Here is an 18,184-nt window from a genome sequence, read left to right on the forward strand (position 1 = left end):
CTGTCATGTCGCATCAATCTGATTTGATCAGCGAGGACATCCTCGCGTACCTGGGCCAGCACGAACGCAAGGAACTGCTGCGCTTTTTGACCTGCGGTAACGTCGACGACGGCAAGAGCACCCTGATCGGGCGCCTGCTGCACGACTCGAAGATGATCTACGAAGACCATCTGGAAGCCATCACCCGGGATTCGAAGAAGGTCGGCACCACCGGTGACGACATCGACCTGGCGTTGCTGGTGGACGGCCTGCAGGCCGAGCGCGAGCAGGGCATCACCATCGATGTCGCCTACCGCTATTTCTCCACCGCCAAGCGCAAGTTCATCATCGCCGACACCCCCGGCCATGAGCAGTACACCCGCAACATGGCCACCGGTGCATCCACCTGTGACCTGGCGATCATCCTGGTGGACGCCCGCTACGGCGTGCAGACCCAGACCCGTCGCCACAGCTTCATCGCCTCCCTGCTGGGCATCAAGCACATCGTCGTGGCCATCAACAAGATGGACCTCAAGGACTTCGATGAAGGCGTGTTCGAGTCGATCAAGGCCGACTACCTGAAGTTCGCCAAGGGCCTGAAGCTGCAGCCCACCAGCCTGCACTTCGTGCCGATGTCGGCGCTCAAGGGCGACAACGTGGTGAACAAGAGCGAGCGCTCGCCCTGGTACACCGGCCAGTCGCTGATGGAAATCCTCGAGACCGTGGAAGTGGCCGGCGACCGCAACTTTACCGACCTGCGTTTCCCGGTGCAGTACGTCAACCGTCCGAACCTGAACTTCCGTGGTTTTGCCGGCACCCTGGCCAGCGGCATCGTGCACAAGGGCGACGAGATCGTCGTATTGCCGTCGGGCAAGAGCAGCCGGGTCAAGTCCATCGTCACCTTCGAGGGTGAGCTGGAGCAGGCCGGTCCCGGCCAGGCCGTGACCCTGACCATGGAAGACGAGATCGACATCTCCCGCGGCGACCTGCTGGTGCATGCCGACAACGTGCCGCCGGTCACCGACAGCTTCGAAGCCATGCTGGTATGGATGGCCGAAGAGCCGATGCTGCCGGGCAAGAAGTACGACATCAAGCGCGCCACCAGCTATGTGCCGGGCTCGATTGCCAGCATCCATCACAAGGTCGATGTGAACACCCTGGAAGAAGGCGCAGCCAGCGCGCTGCAACTGAACGAGATCGGCAAGGTCAAGATCAGCCTCGACGCGCCGATTGCCCTAGATGGTTACGAAAGCAACCGCACCACCGGTGCTTTCATCGTCATCGACCGCTTGACCAACGGCACCGTCGGCGCCGGCATGATCATCGCCCAGCCGGTGGCCCATGGCAGCGCCACCCAACACGGCAAGCTGGCCCATGTAGCCACGCAAGAGCGCGCCCAGCGTTTCGGCCAGCAACCGGCTACCGTGCTGTTCAGCGGCCTCTCGGGTGCGGGCAAGAGCACCCTGGCCTATGCGGTGGAGCGCCGTCTGTTCGACATGGGGCGCGCGGTGTATGTGCTCGATGGCCAGAACCTGCGTCATGACCTGAACAAGGGCCTGCCCCAGGACCGTGTCGGGCGTACCGAGAACTGGCGGCGCGCGGCCCATGTGGCCCGTCAGTTCAACGAAGCCGGGCTGCTGACCCTGGCGGCGTTCGTGGCACCGAGTGCCGAAGGGCGCGAGCAGGCCAAGGAGCTGATCGGCAAGGAGCGTCTGCTGACGGTCTACGTCCAGGCATCGCCTGCGGTGTGCGCCGAGCGTGATCCGCAGGGCCTGTACGCGGCCGGCGGGGACAACATCCCGGGCGAGTCCTTCCCGTATGACGTGCCGCTCAATGCCGATCTGGTGATCGACACCCAGGCGCTGTCGCTGGAAGAAAGCGTCAAGCAGGTGCTGGACCTGTTGCGCAGCCGCGGCGCGATCTAAGCCGTAGCAAAAAGCCCGCAGCCGAGTGATCGGCTGCGGGCTTTTTTGTGCGCTTCAGATAGCGTTCGCCGGCAAGTAGGTGCAGATCCGTAGGAGCTGGCTTGCCAGCGAAAAGGCCCTCAGGGTTTTGCCGGATACTCCCGATGCAGCGTTTCGAGCAGCGCATCCTTGTCCAGCCACTGCTGGTTGATCCAGCTCTGGAATTCCTGGCGATAGGCCGTGTCCTGCTCGTAGTTCTTGCCAATGAACTGCGCCGGGATCTGCACCTCTTCGAAACGCACCACAACATCCCTGACCCTGCCGCACAGCAGGTCCCAGAAACCGGGGCGGCCCGCTGGGTAGTGGATGGTCACATCGATGATCGACTGCAGTTGCTCGCCCATGGCATCCAGGACAAAGGCGATGCCACCGGCCTTGGGCTTGAGCAGGTAGCGGAACGGCGACTGCTGTTGGGCATGCTTGCCCTCGGTGAAGCGTGTGCCTTCGACGAAGTTGAAGATCCCCACCGGATTGTTGCGGAACTTCGCGCAAGTCTTGCGGGTGGTTTCCAGGTCCTTGCCTTTCTTTTCCGGGTGCTTCTCCAGGTAGGCCTTGGAGTAGCGCTTCATGAACGGAAAGCCCAGGGCCCACCAGGCCAGGCCGATCACCGGGACCCAGATCAGCTCCTGCTTGAGGAAGAACTTCAGGGGGCGGATACGCCGGTTGAGCACGTACTGCAGGACCATGATGTCGACCCAGCTCTGGTGGTTGCTGGTGACCAGGTAGGAGTGCTGGTAATCCAGGCCTTCCAGGCCCTGCACGTGCCAGCGGGTACGGCACACCAACTGCATCCAGGCCTTGTTGTTGCTGATCCAGGCTTCGTGGGTGTGGTTCATCAGCCAGAGGCTCAAGCGTTGGGTGAGGGCGAAGGGCAGGGCCTTGACCAATGCCACGCAGAACAGGAACGAGCACAGCAGGATGGTGTTCAGCGCCAGCAGGAGCGAGGCGATGATTCCGCGCACTGCGGCAGGTAGGAATTCCAGCATTTAGACATCCATAGGTCGGTTGGCGGCTTGAATCGCGGTCAGGGCAATGGTGTAGACGATGTCGTCCACCTGGGCGCCCCGGGGCAGGTCGTTCACGGGCTTGCGCAGGCCTTGCAGCATCGGCCCCAGGCTCACGCAATCGGCGCTGCGTTGCACGGCCTTGTGGGTGGTGTTGCCGGTGTTGAGGTCGGGGAATACGAAGACCGTGGCCTTGCCCGCCACCTGGCTGTTGGGGGCCAGTTGCCGGGCGACGTTTTCGTTGGCCGCGGCGTCGTATTGCAGGGGGCCGTCGATCAACAGCGAGCGTTGGGCTTCATGGGCCAGCAGGGTCGCCTCGCGGACTTTCTCCACTTCCTCGCCGCTGGCCGAGTCGCCACTGGAGTAGCTGATCATGGCCACGCGCGGGGTAATGCCAAATGCAGCTGCCGAGTCGGCGCTCTGCAGGGCGATTTCCGCCAGCTCGCTGGCGCTGGGGTGCGGGTTCATCACGCAGTCGCCATACACCAGCACTTCCTCGGGGAACAGCATGAAGAACACCGAGGACACCAGGGTGCAGCCCGGCGCGGTCTTGATCAGTTGCAGGGCCGGGCGGATGGTATTGGCGGTGGAGTGGATGACCCCGGAAACCAGGCCATCGACTTCATCCAGGGCCAGCATCACCGTGCCGATCACCACCGGGTCTTCCAGTTGCTGCTCGGCCATGGGGGCGTTGAGGCTCTTGCTCTTGCGCAGGGCCACCATGGGCTCGACGTAGCGCTCGCGAATCAGGTCCGGGTCGAGAATCTCCAGGCCTTCCGGCAGTTCGATGCCTTGGGCACGGGCGACCGCGTGAACCTCTTCCGGCTTGGCCAGCAGCACGCAGCGGGCGATCCCCCGGGCCTGGCAGATGGCGGCGGCCTGCACGGTCAGCGGCTCACTGCCTTCGGGCAGGACGATACGCTTGTTGGCCTGCTGGGCGCGCTGGATCAACTGGTAGCGGAACACCGCCGGTGACAGGCGCATTTCCCGCGGGGTGCCGCACCGTTGGTGCAGCCAGTTGGCGTCCAGGTGGCTGGCGACGAAGTCGGTGATGATTTCCGCGCGCTCGCGGTCATCGATGGGAATTTCCTTGTTCAGGCCATTGAGCTGGTTGGCGGTGTCGTAGGAGCCGGTGCTCACCGAAAGTACCGGCAAGCCGGCGTTCAGTGCACCGCGGCAGAGCTCCATGATCCTCGGGTCGGGCAGGGTGTCGCTGGTCAGCAGCAGGCCGGCCAGGGGCACGCCGTTGATGGCCGCCAGGCTCACGGCGAGGATGATGTCGTCGCGATCGCCCGGGGTCACCACCAGCACGCCGGGTTTGAGCAGCTCTACGGTGTTGCGCATGGTGCGGGCGCAAATGATGATCTTGGTCATGCGCCGGGTTTCATAGTCCCCGGCATTGAGCACCTGGGCACCCATCAGGTCCGCTACGTCACGGGTGCGCGGTGCGTTCAGTTCCGGTTGGAAGGGAATGCAGCCCAGCAGGCGGAAGTCGCCGCTGCGCAGTAACGGCGAGTGTTCCTTCAAGCGGGCGGAGAACGCCTCCATGCTTTCGTCGGTGCGCACCTTGTTGAGGATCACCCCCAGCACTTTCGGGTCCCGTGGGCCGCCGAACAACTGGGCCTGCAACTCGACCCGGCCGGACAGTTCGGTGAGCACTTCGTTTTCCGGAGCCGAAACCAGGATCACTTCGGCATCCAGGCTTTTGGCCAGGTGCAGGTTGACCCGGGCGGCGTAGCTGGCACTGCGGGTCGGCACCATGCCTTCGACGATCAGCACGTCCTTGCCGATGGCGGCCTGCTGGTAGAGGGTGATGATTTCCTCTAGCAGTTCATCCAGCTGGCCATCGCCGAGCATGCGTTCCACATGGGCCAGGCCCAGGGGTTGAGGCGGTTTCAGGCCGTGGGTGCGGGCCACCAGTTCGGTGGAGCGCTCGGGGCCGGTATCACCCGGATGCGGTTGGGCAATGGGCTTGAAAAAACCGACCTTGAGGCCGGCCCGTTCCAGGGTACGCACCAGCCCGAGGCTGATGGAGGTCAGGCCCACTCCAAAATCGGTGGGCGCGATAAAAAAAGTTTGCATGCGAATTCTCAGAAGGTGCATGGCAAAGGCGACGGTCTACAGCCGTCTGCCTGATAGTCAGGCGCTAAGGTTATCGTTATCCGGTGCTTGAGCACACCAGCCGCAGTCAAAGCGCTGGCCTATTTTTTCTGCCCGCAACTGCGGGTTCATAACCCAGGTCCGGGATTGCCAAGGCGGCTGGTGGCGCAGGTGCTGGGTATGGCCGCAGGACAGTTCGGCCACCCAATGGCCTTCTTCGTCCTGATGAAAACCGCAGATTGTCGAGTGATTTTTCACGTTCCGTTGGTCCGGGTTCCGTTCGCTTTCGAGCGATTGCTTCGCTAAACTTGGACGTTCTTCATTCTTATGCAAAAGGTCCCGCCCCATGCTGATCGCCGCCAATAAGGCTGTCTCCATCGACTATACCCTCACCAACGACGCTGGTGAGGTCATCGACAGCTCTGCCGGCGGCGCCCCGCTGGTTTACCTGCAAGGTGCAGGTAACATCATTCCTGGTCTGGAAAAGGCCCTGGAAGGCAAGCAAGTTGGTGACGAACTGAAAGTTGCCGTAGAACCTGAAGATGCCTACGGCGAATACGCTGCCGAACTGGTCAGCACCCTGAGCCGCAGCATGTTCGAAGGCGTCGACGAACTGGAAGTGGGCATGCAGTTCCACGCTTCCGCTCCGGACGGCCAGATGCAGATCGTGACCATCCGTGATCTGGACGGCGACGACGTTACCGTCGACGGCAACCACCCGCTGGCCGGTCAGCGCCTGAACTTCCAGGTCAAGATTGTTGCCATCCGTGACGCCAGCCAGGAAGAAATCGCCCATGGTCACGTCCATGGCGAAGGTGGCCATCACCACTGATTTTCTGCGCTAAGCTCAAGCGTGCTGGAGAGGCGCCCGAGCAGGCTGTGTGAAAACTACTGCGTTTGGCAATACTGCGTTAAAAACAGGCTCGGAATGCTCATTTAGGCTCCTAAACTCCGCTTCCTCGCCTGTTTTTGCCTTGTCTTGCCTGCGCTCGCGACGTTTTCACACAGCCTGCGAGGGCGCCTTTTTAGTCCGCGGCTTTTGGCTGTACTGTCGAGAGGCTGTTTTCTGTAAGAACACAGGAATTTGGAGTTCGTCATGAGTGCTTTTCACGACCTTAAATTGAAAGCCCTGGATGGTCAGGAGCTGCCGCTCGCGCCCTTCAAGGGGCAAGTCGTGCTGGTGGTCAACGTCGCCTCCAAATGTGGTCTGACACCACAATATGCGGCGTTGGAGAATCTCTACCAGCAATACAAGGCCCAGGGATTCAGCGTGCTGGGGTTGCCTTGCAACCAGTTCGCCGGACAGGAACCGGGCACCGAGCAGGAGATCCAGGAATTTTGCAGCCTCAACTACGGGGTGACCTTTCCCTTGAGCAGCAAACTGGACGTGAACGGTCCCGAGCGCCATCAGCTGTACCGTTTGCTGGCGGGCGAGGGTGCCGAGTTTCCTGGGGATATCACCTGGAACTTCGAGAAATTCCTGCTGGGCAAGGACGGTCGGGTACTGGCGCGTTTCTCGCCGCGTACCGCTCCCGATGATCCGACAGTGGTCCAGGCCATCGAAAAGGCCCTGAGTTAACCACTGACGGGCACCTCTTTCACGCCGCTGTAATGCGGCGTTTTTGCATCTAAATCACTCAAATCAATAATGCTGTGCAGCGCTTTGAGGGGGGAATATTATCCTCATCTAAGTGCGCCGGGGCAGGTACCCGGCGCAGTCTTGTGCGTCGAGTCTCGACTCAAGCCTTTTTTGTCGGAGTGCAGCATGCCTGTTCAAGCCTTGTTCAAACCCTTTCAACTCGGCGCGCTGGAGCTGCCGACCCGCGTAGTGATGGCGCCGATGACCCGTTCGTTTTCTCCGGGCGGCGTGCCCAACTCCAAGGTCATCGAGTATTACCGCCGCCGTGCTGCTGCGGGTGTCGGCCTGATCATCACCGAGGGCACCACGGTGGGCCACCAGGCCGCCAATGGTTACCCCAATGTGCCGCAGTTCCATGGCGAGGCGGCCCTGGCCGGCTGGAAGAAGGTGGTGGATGCGGTCCACGCCGAAGGCGGCAAGATCGTTCCGCAACTGTGGCATGTGGGCAATGTGCGGCGCCTGGGCACCGAGCCGGACGCCAGCGTGCCCGGTTATGGCCCGACCGAGAAGCTCAAGGACGGCAAGGTGCTGGTGCACGGCATGACCCACCAGGACATCCAGGAAGTGATCGCTGCCTTCGCCCAGGCCGCCAAGGATGCCCAGAGCATCGGCATGGACGGGGTGGAGATCCATGGCGCCCACGGTTACCTGGTGGATCAGTTCTTCTGGGAAGGCACCAACCAGCGCACCGACGAATACGGCGGCGACCTGGCCCAGCGCTCGCGTTTCGCCATCGAGCTGATCCAGGCCGTGCGTGCCGCCGTGGGCCCGGACTTCCCGATCATCCTGCGTTTTTCCCAGTGGAAGCAGCAGGACTACAGCGCTCGCCTGGTGCAGACCCCGCAAGCCCTGGAAGCCTTCCTCAAGCCGCTGGCGGATGCCGGTGTGGATATCTTCCACTGCTCGACCCGACGCTTCTGGGAGCCGGAGTTCGAAGGCTCGGACCTGAACCTGGCAGGTTGGACCCGCAAGCTCACCGGCAAGCCCACCATCACCGTGGGCAGCGTCGGCCTGGACGGCGAGTTCCTGCAATTCATGGTCGACACCGACAAGGTGGCGCAGCCGGCCAGCCTGGAAAACCTGCTGCAGCGTTTGAACAATGAAGAGTTCGACCTGGTGGCCGTGGGCCGTGCCTTGCTGGTGGACCCGGACTGGGCGCAGAAAGTCCGTGACGGTCGCGAACAGGACATCTTGCCGTTCAGCCGTGAAGCACTGATGTCCCTGGTTTAACGCCTGGCTCCGGGCGGTGAGGGAGGCAGCCTCCTTGCCGCGCCGAGCACCTCTGTGGCGCTGCGTGGTTCCAGCGCCGCTTCGATCATTCCTTCGTAATCCACTGCCGGTGCTTGCTGGCAAGCACTGCGCAACTGATCCTCGAACTGTTCGATCACGGCGGGCCAGCCCTGGCGGCTGGCGTGTTGACGAGCGTTGAGGCGTACCCGGCGCAAGGTTTCCACTTCCTCCAGCAACCAGCTGGCGGCGTCACAGAACGCGCCTTCATCTCCGGGCATGGCCAGCACGCCGTCATAGCCATGGCGGATATGCTGGGCGGCGGCCGCCTGATCGTAGGCCACTACCGCCAGCCCGGAAGCCAGGGCTTCCAGCACCACATTGCCGAAGGTTTCGGTGAGGCTGGGAAACAGGAACACATCCCCCGAAGCGTAATGGGCCGCCAGGGCTTCACCGCGCTGGCTGCCACAGAACAGTGCCTCGGGCAGGCTCTTTTCCAGGGCGGCCCGTTGCGGGCCGTCACCCACCACGATCAGTTTCATGTTGCGCTGTGGATAAGTGGCCTTGAGCTGCTCGAAGCAGCGCTTGAGCAGGCCCAGGTTCTTCTCCGGAGCCAGGCGTCCGACATGGATCACCGCCAGGTCGTCGTTGCCCAGGCCCCAGCGGGTGCGCAGCTCGTTGAGGCGCTTGGCCGGATGGAACAGTTGGCTGTCGACGCCACGGGACAGCAAGGCCAGACGTTCGAATTGCCGACGTTCCAGCTCCAGGCGCTGACTGGCGCTGGGCACCAGGGTCAGCTTCGAACGGTTGTGGAACCAGCGCAGGTAGTGGGTCAGCAAGCGAGTCAGCAAACCCAGGCCGTACTGGCTGGAATACTGCTGGAAGTTGGTATGGAAGCCGCTGACCACCGAGATCCCCAGACGTTTCGCCGCCCGCAGCGCGGACAGCCCCAGGGGGCCTTCGGTGGCGATGTAGAGCACGTCCGGGCGTTGGCGTTTCCAGCGCCGCAGCAGTTTGTGCATCGACGACTGGCCCCATTGCAGCCCCGGGTAGCCCGGTAGCGGCCAGCCGCGGCACAGCAGCAGGGCCTCGTCGCTGGGGCGGCTCTGATCACAGCCCTGGCGCGGACGTACCAGCTCCACCTGATGCCCACGGGCACGCAGGCCATCACACAAGCGGCCAAGGGTATTGGCCACGCCATTGATTTCCGGTGGGAAGGTTTCCGTGATGAGGGTGATGTGCAGAGCTGTCGTCATGGCCTCAGTGTCGACTGAGGCCATGTCGTCATTGTGACGTCTGGATGATGGATTGATGACGCTCCAGCCTTATTCGGTCGGCAGCTTCTCCAGCCCGCGCTCACGGACCCAGAACAGCGTCGCCCCGGCCACGGCGGCCGGCATCATCAGGATATTGACGAACGGGATCATCAGCGCGAGGTAGACAATGCCGCCAAAGCCCAGGCTCTGCCAGCGCTTCTGGCGCAGCCAGGCGAGCATGTCCTGCCAGCTCATCTTGTGGTTGTCCGCCGGGTAGTCGATGTACTGGATGGCCATCATCCAGACGCCGAACAGCAGCCACAGCGGCGCGGCGATCAGGTTGACCACCGGGATCAGCGACAGGATGAACAGGCCGATGGCCCGGGGCAGGAAGTAGCCGAGCTTGCGCATTTCCCGGGACAGGGTGCGGGGGATCATGGCGATCAGTTCGCCCCAGCTGAAGGGCGGGAAATCATCGGTGCCACGGACCACAGTTTCGACTTTTTCCGATAGAAAGCCGTTGAAGGGGGCGGCGATGATGTTGGCCAGCATGGTGAAGGTGAAAAACACCATCAACACCACCAGCACCATGAACAGCGGCCAGAGGATGTAGCTCAGAAAGCTCAGCCATTGCGGCAGGGTCGGCATCAAGGTGTCGATCCACAGGCTGAACTGGTGGCCGGCGAAATAGATCAATCCGACGAACAGCACCAGGTTGATCACCAGGGGCAGTAGCACGAACAGGCGCAGGCCGGGACTGAGGACCAGCTTCAGGCCCTCACGCAGGTATTGCGGGCCGGACAGTACGGGGGCGGGCATAGAGTGCTCCGAGCAGTTGGAAAACGCGCCGACCTTACCGGCTTTGCGCAGGGGGCGAAAGCACCGTGAACAGGTCGACATCAACGGTAACAAAGACCCTTTCAAAGGGGCCTGCTGAGGATAGAGACCGCCTATGAGCTGGATTGTTAAACCGTATTTCCTTAATCTTCGCCCCCTCTATACGCTTCACCCATTATTTTTTGGACGGGCGAGTTCAAGCCTTCCCCAAGGTTTCGCCGTCCTTTTTTATTCCAGCCGGCAATCCGGCGTTCCGCGCCAGGTCACCCGGGCCGGTCGATAGGAGTGAGTCATGTCTGAAGTACGCCATTCGCGTGTGATTATTCTCGGTTCCGGCCCTGCCGGTTACAGCGCCGCGGTCTATGCCGCCCGCGCCAACCTGAAGCCGTTGCTGATCACCGGCATGCAGGCCGGTGGCCAACTGACCACCACCACCGAAGTCGACAACTGGCCTGGCGATGTACACGGCCTGACCGGCCCGGCGCTGATGGAGCGGATGCGCGAGCACGCCGAGCGTTTCGAAACCGAAATCGTCTTCGACCATATCAATGCCGTGGACTTTGCCGCCAAGCCTTACACCCTGACCGGCGACAGCGCGACCTACACCTGCGATGCGCTGATCATCGCCACCGGCGCCAGCGCCCGTTACCTGGGTCTGCCTTCGGAAGAAGCGTTCATGGGCAAGGGTGTATCGGCCTGCGCTACCTGTGACGGCTTCTTCTATCGCAACAAACCGGTGGCTGTGGTCGGTGGCGGTAACACCGCTGTTGAAGAAGCGCTGTACCTGGCCAACATCGCCAGCACCGTGACCCTGATCCACCGTCGCGAAACCTTCCGCGCCGAGAAGATCCTGATCGACAAGCTCAACGCCCGCGTGGCCGAAGGCAAGATCATCCTCAAGCTCAACGCCAACCTGGACGAAGTCCTGGGTGACAACATGGGCGTGACCGGTGCCCGCTTGAAGAACAACGACGGCAGCTTCGACGAGCTGAAAGTCGACGGCGTGTTCATCGCCATCGGCCACACCCCGAACACCTCGCTGTTCGAAGGCCAGTTGACCCTCAAGGACGGTTACCTGGTCGTGCAGGGCGGCCGTGACGGCAATGCCACTGCCACCAGCGTCGAGGGCATCTTTGCCGCTGGCGACGTGGCCGACCACGTTTACCGTCAGGCCATCACTTCGGCCGGCGCCGGCTGCATGGCAGCACTGGACACCGAGCGTTACCTGGACGGTCTGCAGAACGCTGCACACTGATACCCAGGCGATAAAAAAACCGGCGCAAGCCGGTTTTTTTATGGGTGTTGCCCTGTAGGAGCCGGCTTGCCGGCGAAGAGGCCCTCGAGCCTTGCGCCGCCTGTGCTGACGCCTTCGCTGGCGAGCCCGCTCCTACAGAATGCGGATCAGCGCCGGGTCAGCGGCTGGGCGGCGAACTTCACCCCGGCCAGGCCGTGGGCGATCAGGGCGCGGATGTTGCCGTGGTCAGTGCCTTCGGGAGTGGCCAGCACCGAGCGGTAGTGCTCGCCGAAAGCCAGCAGGGCTTCTGTGTCGCTCAGGCCTTCCAGCAGGGCCAGGCCCAGGGTCTTGCACGAGCCTTCGTTCTGCCCGGCAGCGTTTTCCACGCCGCCGTTGCTGAACGCCTGGGGCTGGTAGTCGTAACCGGCGGCGACAAAGGCCAGGGTGTCGGCAAAAGCGTGTTCACCGCTGTTGAGGCTGGCGCGCAGGGTGTTCAGATCAGTCATGGGGCTTTCCTTTGGCGAACGCCGCTTGTTGCTTGGCGCTGGCTTCTTTCTGGTAGAGATTTTTCCATTCGGCGTAGGGCATGCCGTACACCACTTCGCGGGCGTCATCGAGGCTGACCTCGATCTGGCGTTCGTCGGCCTCGGCCTTGTACCACTTGGACAGGCAGTTGCGGCAGAACCCGGCCAGGTTCATCAGGTCGATGTTCTGCACATCCTTGCGGCTGTCCAGGTGAGCTACCAGGCGGCGAAAGGCCGCGGCTTCCAGTTCCAGGCGTTGTTGTTCGGTCATGGGACTCTCCAATGCAGCGGCAAGGGCAGGCTTGCCGCTTGTGGCCTAAAGCGAGTGGCTGCTTTCTATGCTTGGGCCCGGCTGGCCGCCAGGGTGATCGACACCGATTCGGCAAAGCGCAGGGCGTGGGGTTTGTCGACTTCGACCTCGGCGTACTGCACCGAGAGGTTGCTCATCACCAGGTCCAGCAGTTCCTGGGTCAGGCGCTCCAGCAGGGCGAAGCGATTGCCTTCGACGTGGGCAATGATTGCCTTGGTGATGGTGCGGTAGTTCAGCGCGTGATCGATGTCGTTGTCGCGCACCGCATCCTGGGCGGCATACAGGATGGTCAGGTTGATCAGCACATCCTGCTTGTTGAGGATCTCTTCCTCGTTGATTCCGATATAGGTCCGCAGGAGCAGGTCCTTGACTCGGATACGAGCCATTCCTGGCTGAAGTTGTGGCATTGCTACTTGCTCCGTCCAATCAATTGCAGGAATTCCTGGCGAGTGGTGCTCGAATCGCGAAAGGCGCCGAGCATCACCGAGGTATGCATGGTGGAATTCTGTTTCTCGACGCCGCGCATCATCATGCACATGTGCCTGGCTTCGATCACCACGGCGACACCTGCGGCCTGGGTCACGTTCTGTACCGCATCGGCGATTTCCCGGGTGAGATTTTCCTGGATCTGCAGGCGCCTGGCGAACATATCGACGATCCGGGCGATCTTCGACAGCCCCAGCACCTTGCCGGTAGGAATATAAGCCACATGGGCCTTGCCGATGAAGGGCAGCAGGTGATGTTCGCACAGGGAGTACAGCTCGATGTCGGCGACTATCACCATTTCGTCGCTGTCGGAGGCGAACAGTGCGCCATTGACGATCTCTTCCACCGACTGGCTGTAGCCATGACACAGGTACTGCATGGCCTTGGCCGCGCGCTTGGGGGTGTCGAGCAAACCTTCGCGCTCGGGGTCTTCACCGAGGCCCTTGAGGATCTCGCGGTAGTGTTGGGGCAGGGAAAGGCTCATGCAAGGTCCTCGCGGAGGTCGGCTTATTTGACGTGCCGCCCGCCGTTGACGGTCAAGGTGGTGCCGGTGACGTAGGGGTTGTCCAGCAGATAGCGCAGGCTCTGGTAGATCACTTCGCTGCCGGGTTCGATGCCCAGCGCGGATTTGGCCAGGGCCTTGGCGCGGTACGCCGCGTCGTCGTCGGGGTTGAACAATAGCAGGGCGGGAGCGATGCCGTTGACCTTGATTGCCGGGGCGTATTTCGCCGCGAAGGACAGGGTCAGGCTGTCCAGCCCGGCTTTGCTGGCGCAGTAGGCAATGTGCTTGCTGCTGCCCTTGCGGGTCACGTCGTCGCTGATGTGGATGATGTCCGCCGGGCTCGAGCGCTGCAGCAACTGCGCACAGTGCAGGTTGATCAGGTAGGGCGCGAGCATGTGCACGCCGAACATCTGGTTAAAGGCGGCGCTTTCCTGGCCGGGGCTTTCTTCCAACCATTGCGAGGCGTTGTGGACGATGGCGCGCAAGCGGTCGGTGTGGCTTTTCACTTCGCTGATCAGGGCCAGGATGCCGGCTTCGCTGGAGAGGTCGGCATGCAGCAGGGTGGCGCCCTTTTCCCGCAAGGTCTGCAGGCCCGGGCGGTCGCTGCGGTAAGTGATGATCACCGGCTGCCCGTCTTCCAGCAGGCGCAGGGCGCAATGCAGGCCGACACGCTGGCTGGCACCAGTGATCAGGATCGGAGCGGGGGAGGCGTTCATGGAGGGCTCGCGTCGCGGGTAGGGGAAAACTATACCAGCGGCGGGATGGGTTGTGCCTGTTGCTCGGGGGCTTCGCTGGCAAGCCAGCTCCTACAGGGCGATGTAGGAGCCGGCTTGCCGGCGAATCACGGATTCTGTGCCGAGGGTGCGGCTGGCAGTGTCCGCTCGGGTGTGCTGTTGAGCCAGTTGGCCAGCAGGCGGGTGGACAGCGGAATGAAGAAGTAGACCATCAAGGGGGTCAAGGCCAGGGTGCTGACAAACACTCGGGGCAACAGGCTCAGGTCGCTGAGCAAGGGGCCGAGGACGAAGTTGAACAGCAGCGACACCGGGAAGAACGCCAGCCAGATGGCGACGGCCTGTTTCCAGCGCGGTGGCCGGTGTCCGGCTGCGCCGAACCAGCCATCGATACCGCTGACCCGATGTTCCGATGGGTGGGCAAACAGGTCGCTGCCCCGGGCCAGCCAGGCGGTGCGCGAGGCGGAGTGTTCCCAGGTGTGCAGGGTCTGTTCGTCGGCGAAGCGGAAGATGATCTGGAATTCGTCGTCGTCAGGTGGTGGGGCCAGAACGCCGGAACCCAGGTAGCCGGGAAAGTCGGTGGCCAGTTGTTCGCCTTCGCGCAGCCAGGCGATCAGGTCCTGGTAACGGCCGTCGGCAACGCGCCGGGCAACCATCAGGGTGACGGGTGAGGTAGACATTATGTATCTCCGTAAAACCAATGCGCGGCCTGGGTAAGGCCGTCGCTTGACGTGGCACCGGGGTAGTGGGCCGCGCCTGAAACAAGCAAGGATTATTCCTGATTGGCGCGATGGTACCAATGACACCGGTCGGTTTTTCTCGCGCTTGAAGCATTTGCACCTGGGGGGAGTAGAATGACCGCCACTTTGTTTACTGGTGTTTTCTCCCCAGATGCCCGTCATGACTGAACTTGCCCCCGTCGCTCCGGCTTCTGACCCCGCCCGTCAGGATGATCTGTTTCCGATCCGTGAAGTGGCGCGCCTGACTGGAATCAACCCAGTGACCCTGCGGGCCTGGGAACGACGCTACGGTCTGATCCAGCCAACGCGCACCGAAAGTGGGCATCGCCTGTATTCCATGCACGATGTTGAGGCAGTACGAGAGATTATTGGTTGGATCGAGCGCGGTGTGGCGGTGAGCAAGGTCGGCAAGATTCTGGCCAAGAGCCGGGCGACCCAGGCTCAGGTCAAGGCGCCAGTGGACGACGGCCTGCAAGGCGAATACGGCCAGTGGCGTGATCAGTTGAAGCTGGCGGTGAACGCTTTCGATGAAGAGCAACTGGAACGCCTCTACGGGCAGGTCTTTTCCAGCTACGCCTTGCCGGTGGTATTCCAGGACATTTTCCTGCCGTTCTGGAGGCAACTGCTGCAGGAACGGGACACTTTCGGTCAGACCAGCGAGTGGTTGTTCCTGGATGGTTTTCTGCGGGCGCGGATCACGCAAAGGCTGTTGTTGCAGCGCGCCACTCAGAGCCGGCAACTGCTGCTGACGGCGTTCAATCCGCAGTGTCGCGAACTGGAGTTGCTGGTGGCGGCGCTGATGCTCGGGCATGACCAGATCGGTGTCCGCCTGCTGGGGCCGGGAGCGCCGCTGGATGAGCTGACCCTGGTCTGCGAAAAGCTCAGGCCCGTGGCCCTGGTGGTGTTCTCCAATCATGCGCCGACGGCGGAGTTGCCCAAGCGTCTCAAGCGCCTGGCGCTGACCCTGGACTGCCCGTTGATGCTGGCCGGGGATGCGGCGGACCTGGCTCAGGAAAGCTTCAGCGGTTCGTCGGTGGCGTGCCTGGGAAATGAGGGGCGCTTGATGCAGAAGCGCCTGCGGCAGTTCCTCAGCGGGCGCCTGGACACCTGACGCCGCTGCCGGTCAGTCTCAGGCGTGCAGGGCCGGATGGGTATGGCGGTGCTGCTGGAGGATGAACTGGCGCAGGCGTTCGGTTTCTTCCGTGTCGCTCTGATCCAGGCGATAGGCGTAGAAACCGGCTTCGGTCTGGCGCTCGAAGCGTCCGTGCAGGGCAATCCGTTCATATCCCGAAGGGCTGAACCACTGGGCGAACTGCTTGGGCGGACGGGTCCGGTTGCGGATCTCCAGCAACACGCCCTTGAACGACACTTCCCGCACCCACAGGCGTCCGGGCTGGCCTCTGGAGTTTTCCAGGGCCACCGGCTCTTCCAGCGCCAGGCGCCAGGGCCGGATCATGGGGCCGTCCTCGAAGATGCTCGGCACCCCCAGGCGCAGATGCAGGGCATGGAACTCGTCTTCCACCAGATGCAGGGGGAAGGTCATCTGCTGATTGTCGAAGCGGGCCTGGATGGTGACCTTTTCATTGGCTGCCAGGCGCGTAAGCAGATCACGGATCTGCGAGCCGCCATTGACCAGCAGGCTCGATGTGGCATCGCGCACATTGAGCTGCGGGTTGTGCTGCATGGTCTGGATGAAGTCCAGTTCATCCTGGGTGAGGAGAGCGTCACGCTGCATGATGTTGCTCGAAGGGTGGAGGACAAATCGGCGGGGAATATCCCTACAGACCACTAAACCTGCGACTTATTAGAGCCGTCGGTCGCCTTGAGGGCGGCGAGTTCGGCTTGCACTGCGGCCAGTTGCTGCTCCAGTTGGAGCAAACGTTGCTGCGCCTTGATCTGCACGCTGACGTCTTTCTGCACACCAATGAAATAGGTCAGTTGATCGCTGTCGTTGAATACCGGGGTGATCGACAGTTCGTTCCAGAAGTGGCTGCCGTCCTTGCGATAGTTGCGCAGCACCTCGCGGCACGGCCGACCCTGGCCCAGGGCCTGGCGAATCCGTTCCAGCCCCGGTTGGTCGCGGTCTCCGGACTGCAGGAAACGGCAGTCCTGATACAGCACTTCGTCGGCGCTGTAGCCGGTCAGTCGCTCGAAAGCCGGGTTCACGTAAATCACGATGTTGTCTTCGCCTTCCTGTTCGGCGACCACAATCCCGTCGTTGGAGGCGTTGATCATCTTTTGCAGCAGATGCGCGTTGATCATCCCGAAGTTCCGCTATCGATCAGCAAGTGCTGGATTCTAAGGCACGCTGGCACGCTGTCCACAGGCGCTTTTTGGCTGTGCGGGGCACCAGAAGCGGGATTTTACTCCGTAGCTGGTAATATCCCAGTCTTTTAGTCAGCTTCAGGAACAGATTGATGAAAGTCGCCATCCTTTCCGGCTCGGTGTACGGCACGGCTGAAGAAGTCGCCCGGCACGCCGCCAAGCTCCTCAACGCCGCAGGTTTCGAGGCCTGGCACAACCCGCGGGCCACTCTGGCCGAGCTTCAGGCCTTCGCCCCGCAGGCGTTTCTGGCCGTGACCTCGACCACCGGCATGGGCGAGTTGCCGGACAACCTGCTGCCGCTGTATTCGAGCATCCGCGATCAGTTGCCCGCCGCCTGGCGCGGGTTGCCCGGAGCGGTGATCGGCCTGGGGGATTCCAGCTACGGCGATACCTTCTGTGGCGGTGGCGAGCAGATGCGTGAGCTGTTCGCCGAGCTGGGGGTGGAAGAAGTGCTGCCGATGCTGCGCCTGGACGCCAGCGAGAGCGTGACCCCGGAAACCGATGCCGAGCCCTGGCTGGCCGAGTTGATCAGCGTACTGCGGGGCTGACCGGCTGCTCGCGTAGCAGCGCCAGCCAGGCTTGCGCTGCCTTGGACAGATACGCGCCCTGGCGCCAGATGAAGGCAATGTCCCAGCGCAGATAGTCCGGGGCCTTCAGCGTCAGGCGCACCACCCCCGGCCGCACCAGGCCGCGGGCCACCACGCTGGGCAGCAGCACCACGCCTTGACCGGCGGCCACCAGCGCCGCGAGAAAGTCCGCCTGGCCGCTGCGTCCCCCTTCCTTTGGCGTGAAGCCCACCTGCTGGCAGGCCTGGAGCAGCCGGTCGTTGAGCACAAAGCTGCGCTGATAGAGGAGGAAGGGCGTGTCCGCCAGTTCTTCCAGGCGCACCTGGGCGTTCATCGCCAGGGGATGCTCGGCGGGCAACAAGGCATCCAGGGGTTCATCGCAGAAGGGTTGATAGGCAAACGCCGGGTCCTTGGGGGTCAGGCTGCCTCCCAGCTCCAGCTCACCGTTGCGTACCGCCTGCTCCACATTCAGGCTGCCGCCTTCGAGCAGTTGCACCTGGATATTCGGATAGCGCCGGCGGTATTCGGCGAAACGGCTGGCGAACAGTGCATCGCTGCCCAGCAGCGGCAGGCCCAGGCGCAGTTCACCCCGTGCCAGTTGGCTCAGGTCATCCAGTTCGCTGAGCAATTCATGACGTAGGCGCAGCATGCCCTCGGCCCGTTGCAGTACCACGCCGCCGGCGGCGGTGAGATGAATGTGCGAGCCCTGGCGCTCCAGCAGGGGCGTGCCGAGGCTCTGTTCCAGCTGGGCGATCTGCTT

The 18,184-nt window shown here is 62.5% G+C and carries 21 protein-coding genes; 7 read left to right on the forward strand and 14 right to left on the reverse strand.

The genetic code is table 11. From position 1 onward, the window contains the following. Window positions 1-5: 5 nt before the first annotated feature. Window positions 6-1,904: a sulfate adenylyltransferase subunit CysN gene (gene cysN / locus BLX41_RS27840; RefSeq protein WP_123727478.1), complete on the forward strand. Its 1,899-nt coding sequence runs from the start codon at window positions 6-8 to the stop codon at window positions 1,902-1,904. A gap of 119 nt (window positions 1,905-2,023) precedes the next feature. Here cysN and BLX41_RS27845 read toward each other — a convergent pair whose 3' ends face one another. From BLX41_RS27845 to BLX41_RS27855, 3 genes are read right to left on the reverse strand one after another with little or no spacing between them, the layout of a single operon-like run. After that, window positions 2,024-2,929, reverse strand: a complete 906-nt coding sequence (locus BLX41_RS27845; protein ID WP_123727479.1) for an acyltransferase — start codon at window positions 2,927-2,929, stop codon at window positions 2,024-2,026. Further along, complete coding sequence (gene pta, locus BLX41_RS27850; RefSeq protein WP_123727480.1) at window positions 2,930-5,029, reverse strand: phosphate acetyltransferase; 2,100 nt, start codon at window positions 5,027-5,029, stop codon at window positions 2,930-2,932. Between the two features lie 57 nt (window positions 5,030-5,086). Beyond that, window positions 5,087-5,425, reverse strand: a complete 339-nt coding sequence (locus BLX41_RS27855) for a DUF3565 domain-containing protein (protein WP_123727797.1) — start codon at window positions 5,423-5,425, stop codon at window positions 5,087-5,089. Here BLX41_RS27855 and BLX41_RS27860 point away from each other — a divergent pair. The 3 genes from BLX41_RS27860 (at window position 5,394) to BLX41_RS27875 (ending at window position 7,916) form a co-directional block, all read left to right on the forward strand. Beyond that, window positions 5,394-5,879, forward strand: a complete 486-nt coding sequence (locus tag BLX41_RS27860; RefSeq protein ID WP_123727481.1) for an FKBP-type peptidyl-prolyl cis-trans isomerase — start codon at window positions 5,394-5,396, stop codon at window positions 5,877-5,879. The genes BLX41_RS27855 and BLX41_RS27860 overlap by 32 nt on opposite strands. A 264-nt stretch (window positions 5,880-6,143) precedes the next feature. Beyond that, window positions 6,144-6,626, forward strand: a complete 483-nt coding sequence (locus BLX41_RS27870) for a glutathione peroxidase (RefSeq protein WP_102861170.1) — start codon at window positions 6,144-6,146, stop codon at window positions 6,624-6,626. A gap of 186 nt (window positions 6,627-6,812) precedes the next feature. Beyond that, complete coding sequence (locus tag BLX41_RS27875; protein ID WP_123727483.1) at window positions 6,813-7,916, forward strand: NADH:flavin oxidoreductase; 1,104 nt, start codon at window positions 6,813-6,815, stop codon at window positions 7,914-7,916. Here the strand turns inward: BLX41_RS27875 and BLX41_RS27880 are convergent. Next, a complete protein-coding gene (locus BLX41_RS27880) occupies window positions 7,913-9,193 on the reverse strand; it encodes a glycosyltransferase family 4 protein (protein ID WP_123727484.1) in 1,281 nt (426 codons plus the stop codon). The genes BLX41_RS27875 and BLX41_RS27880 overlap by 4 nt on opposite strands. 45 nt (window positions 9,194-9,238) lie before the next feature. After that, window positions 9,239-9,988 (reverse strand): sulfate transporter CysZ, encoded by a 750-nt coding sequence (cysZ, locus tag BLX41_RS27885; RefSeq protein ID WP_123727485.1) that lies wholly within the window; start codon window positions 9,986-9,988, stop codon window positions 9,239-9,241. Between the two features lie 310 nt (window positions 9,989-10,298). Between cysZ and trxB the strand changes: the two genes are divergently transcribed. Next, window positions 10,299-11,261, forward strand: a complete 963-nt coding sequence (gene trxB / locus BLX41_RS27895) for a thioredoxin-disulfide reductase (RefSeq protein ID WP_060837566.1) — start codon at window positions 10,299-10,301, stop codon at window positions 11,259-11,261. Window positions 11,262-11,407: 146 nt separating this feature from the next. Here trxB and BLX41_RS27900 read toward each other — a convergent pair whose 3' ends face one another. The 6 genes from BLX41_RS27900 to BLX41_RS27925 form a co-directional block, all read right to left on the reverse strand. Then, window positions 11,408-11,746 carry a HopJ type III effector protein gene (locus tag BLX41_RS27900; RefSeq protein WP_123727486.1) on the reverse strand — a complete coding sequence of 113 codons (339 nt, stop codon included), beginning with the start codon at window positions 11,744-11,746 and terminating at the stop codon, window positions 11,408-11,410. After that, window positions 11,739-12,035 carry a DUF1244 domain-containing protein gene (locus BLX41_RS27905; protein ID WP_123727487.1) on the reverse strand — a complete coding sequence of 99 codons (297 nt, stop codon included), beginning with the start codon at window positions 12,033-12,035 and terminating at the stop codon, window positions 11,739-11,741. Before BLX41_RS27905 ends, BLX41_RS27900 begins: the two co-directional genes overlap by 8 nt. A gap of 65 nt (window positions 12,036-12,100) precedes the next feature. Continuing rightward, complete coding sequence (gene folX / locus BLX41_RS27910) at window positions 12,101-12,481, reverse strand: dihydroneopterin triphosphate 2'-epimerase (RefSeq protein WP_123727488.1); 381 nt, start codon at window positions 12,479-12,481, stop codon at window positions 12,101-12,103. A 2-nt stretch (window positions 12,482-12,483) separates the two neighbouring features. Next, entirely contained in the window at window positions 12,484-13,044 is a 561-nt protein-coding gene (gene folE / locus BLX41_RS27915; protein WP_123727489.1) for a GTP cyclohydrolase I FolE, read from the reverse strand. 23 nt (window positions 13,045-13,067) lie between these two features. Continuing rightward, window positions 13,068-13,778 carry a dihydromonapterin reductase gene (folM, locus tag BLX41_RS27920; protein WP_123727490.1) on the reverse strand — a complete coding sequence of 237 codons (711 nt, stop codon included), beginning with the start codon at window positions 13,776-13,778 and terminating at the stop codon, window positions 13,068-13,070. Window positions 13,779-13,903: 125 nt separating this feature from the next. Next, entirely contained in the window at window positions 13,904-14,473 is a 570-nt protein-coding gene (locus BLX41_RS27925) for an antibiotic biosynthesis monooxygenase (RefSeq protein WP_123727491.1), read from the reverse strand. A 211-nt stretch (window positions 14,474-14,684) separates the two neighbouring features. Between BLX41_RS27925 and BLX41_RS27930 the strand changes: the two genes are divergently transcribed. Continuing rightward, window positions 14,685-15,644, forward strand: a complete 960-nt coding sequence (locus BLX41_RS27930; RefSeq protein ID WP_123727492.1) for a MerR family transcriptional regulator — start codon at window positions 14,685-14,687, stop codon at window positions 15,642-15,644. 18 nt (window positions 15,645-15,662) lie between these two features. On the opposite strand, the gene BLX41_RS27935 is transcribed toward BLX41_RS27930, so the two are convergent. Together BLX41_RS27935 and BLX41_RS27940 are read right to left on the reverse strand one after the other, a co-directional pair. Continuing rightward, complete coding sequence (locus BLX41_RS27935; protein ID WP_123727493.1) at window positions 15,663-16,268, reverse strand: hypothetical protein; 606 nt, start codon at window positions 16,266-16,268, stop codon at window positions 15,663-15,665. A 53-nt stretch (window positions 16,269-16,321) separates the two neighbouring features. Further along, on the reverse strand, window positions 16,322-16,795 hold the full coding sequence (locus BLX41_RS27940; protein WP_123727494.1) for a PAS domain-containing protein: 474 nt from the start codon (window positions 16,793-16,795) through the stop codon (window positions 16,322-16,324). A gap of 155 nt (window positions 16,796-16,950) precedes the next feature. Between BLX41_RS27940 and BLX41_RS27945 the strand changes: the two genes are divergently transcribed. Beyond that, a complete protein-coding gene (locus BLX41_RS27945; protein ID WP_123727495.1) occupies window positions 16,951-17,406 on the forward strand; it encodes a flavodoxin in 456 nt (151 codons plus the stop codon). Here the strand turns inward: BLX41_RS27945 and BLX41_RS27950 are convergent. Further along, a partial coding sequence (locus tag BLX41_RS27950) for a LysR family transcriptional regulator (protein WP_148059788.1) occupies window positions 17,387-18,184 on the reverse strand: 798 nt, incomplete at its 5' end. The two genes, BLX41_RS27945 and BLX41_RS27950, sit on opposite strands and share 20 nt — an antisense overlap.

This window comes from Pseudomonas protegens (assembly GCF_003732485.1).
Classification (GTDB): Bacteria; Pseudomonadota; Gammaproteobacteria; order Pseudomonadales; family Pseudomonadaceae; genus Aquipseudomonas; species Aquipseudomonas protegens_B.

Coding starts and splice junctions, on each gene's coding strand:
- BLX41_RS27945 (WP_123727495.1), top strand. CDS start 16,951: ATGAAAGTCGCCATCCTTTCCGGCTCGGTGTACGGCACGGCTGAAGAA.
- BLX41_RS27930 (WP_123727492.1), top strand. CDS start 14,685: ATGCCCGTCATGACTGAACTTGCCCCCGTCGCTCCGGCTTCTGACCCC.
- trxB (WP_060837566.1), top strand. CDS start 10,299: ATGTCTGAAGTACGCCATTCGCGTGTGATTATTCTCGGTTCCGGCCCT.
- BLX41_RS27870 (WP_102861170.1), top strand. CDS start 6,144: ATGAGTGCTTTTCACGACCTTAAATTGAAAGCCCTGGATGGTCAGGAG.
- BLX41_RS27905 (WP_123727487.1), bottom strand. CDS start 12,035: ATGACCGAACAACAACGCCTGGAACTGGAAGCCGCGGCCTTTCGCCGC.
- cysZ (WP_123727485.1), bottom strand. CDS start 9,988: ATGCCCGCCCCCGTACTGTCCGGCCCGCAATACCTGCGTGAGGGCCTG.
- pta (WP_123727480.1), bottom strand. CDS start 5,029: ATGCAAACTTTTTTTATCGCGCCCACCGATTTTGGAGTGGGCCTGACC.
- BLX41_RS27880 (WP_123727484.1), bottom strand. CDS start 9,193: ATGGCCTCAGTCGACACTGAGGCCATGACGACAGCTCTGCACATCACC.
- cysN (WP_123727478.1), top strand. CDS start 6: ATGTCGCATCAATCTGATTTGATCAGCGAGGACATCCTCGCGTACCTG.
- BLX41_RS27860 (WP_123727481.1), top strand. CDS start 5,394: ATGCTGATCGCCGCCAATAAGGCTGTCTCCATCGACTATACCCTCACC.
- BLX41_RS27940 (WP_123727494.1), bottom strand. CDS start 16,795: ATGATCAACGCGCATCTGCTGCAAAAGATGATCAACGCCTCCAACGAC.
- BLX41_RS27900 (WP_123727486.1), bottom strand. CDS start 11,746: ATGACTGATCTGAACACCCTGCGCGCCAGCCTCAACAGCGGTGAACAC.
- BLX41_RS27875 (WP_123727483.1), top strand. CDS start 6,813: ATGCCTGTTCAAGCCTTGTTCAAACCCTTTCAACTCGGCGCGCTGGAG.
- BLX41_RS27925 (WP_123727491.1), bottom strand. CDS start 14,473: ATGTCTACCTCACCCGTCACCCTGATGGTTGCCCGGCGCGTTGCCGAC.
- folE (WP_123727489.1), bottom strand. CDS start 13,044: ATGAGCCTTTCCCTGCCCCAACACTACCGCGAGATCCTCAAGGGCCTC.
- BLX41_RS27855 (WP_123727797.1), bottom strand. CDS start 5,425: ATGGAGACAGCCTTATTGGCGGCGATCAGCATGGGGCGGGACCTTTTG.
- BLX41_RS27845 (WP_123727479.1), bottom strand. CDS start 2,929: ATGCTGGAATTCCTACCTGCCGCAGTGCGCGGAATCATCGCCTCGCTC.
- BLX41_RS27935 (WP_123727493.1), bottom strand. CDS start 16,268: ATGCAGCGTGACGCTCTCCTCACCCAGGATGAACTGGACTTCATCCAG.
- folM (WP_123727490.1), bottom strand. CDS start 13,778: ATGAACGCCTCCCCCGCTCCGATCCTGATCACTGGTGCCAGCCAGCGT.
- folX (WP_123727488.1), bottom strand. CDS start 12,481: ATGCCACAACTTCAGCCAGGAATGGCTCGTATCCGAGTCAAGGACCTG.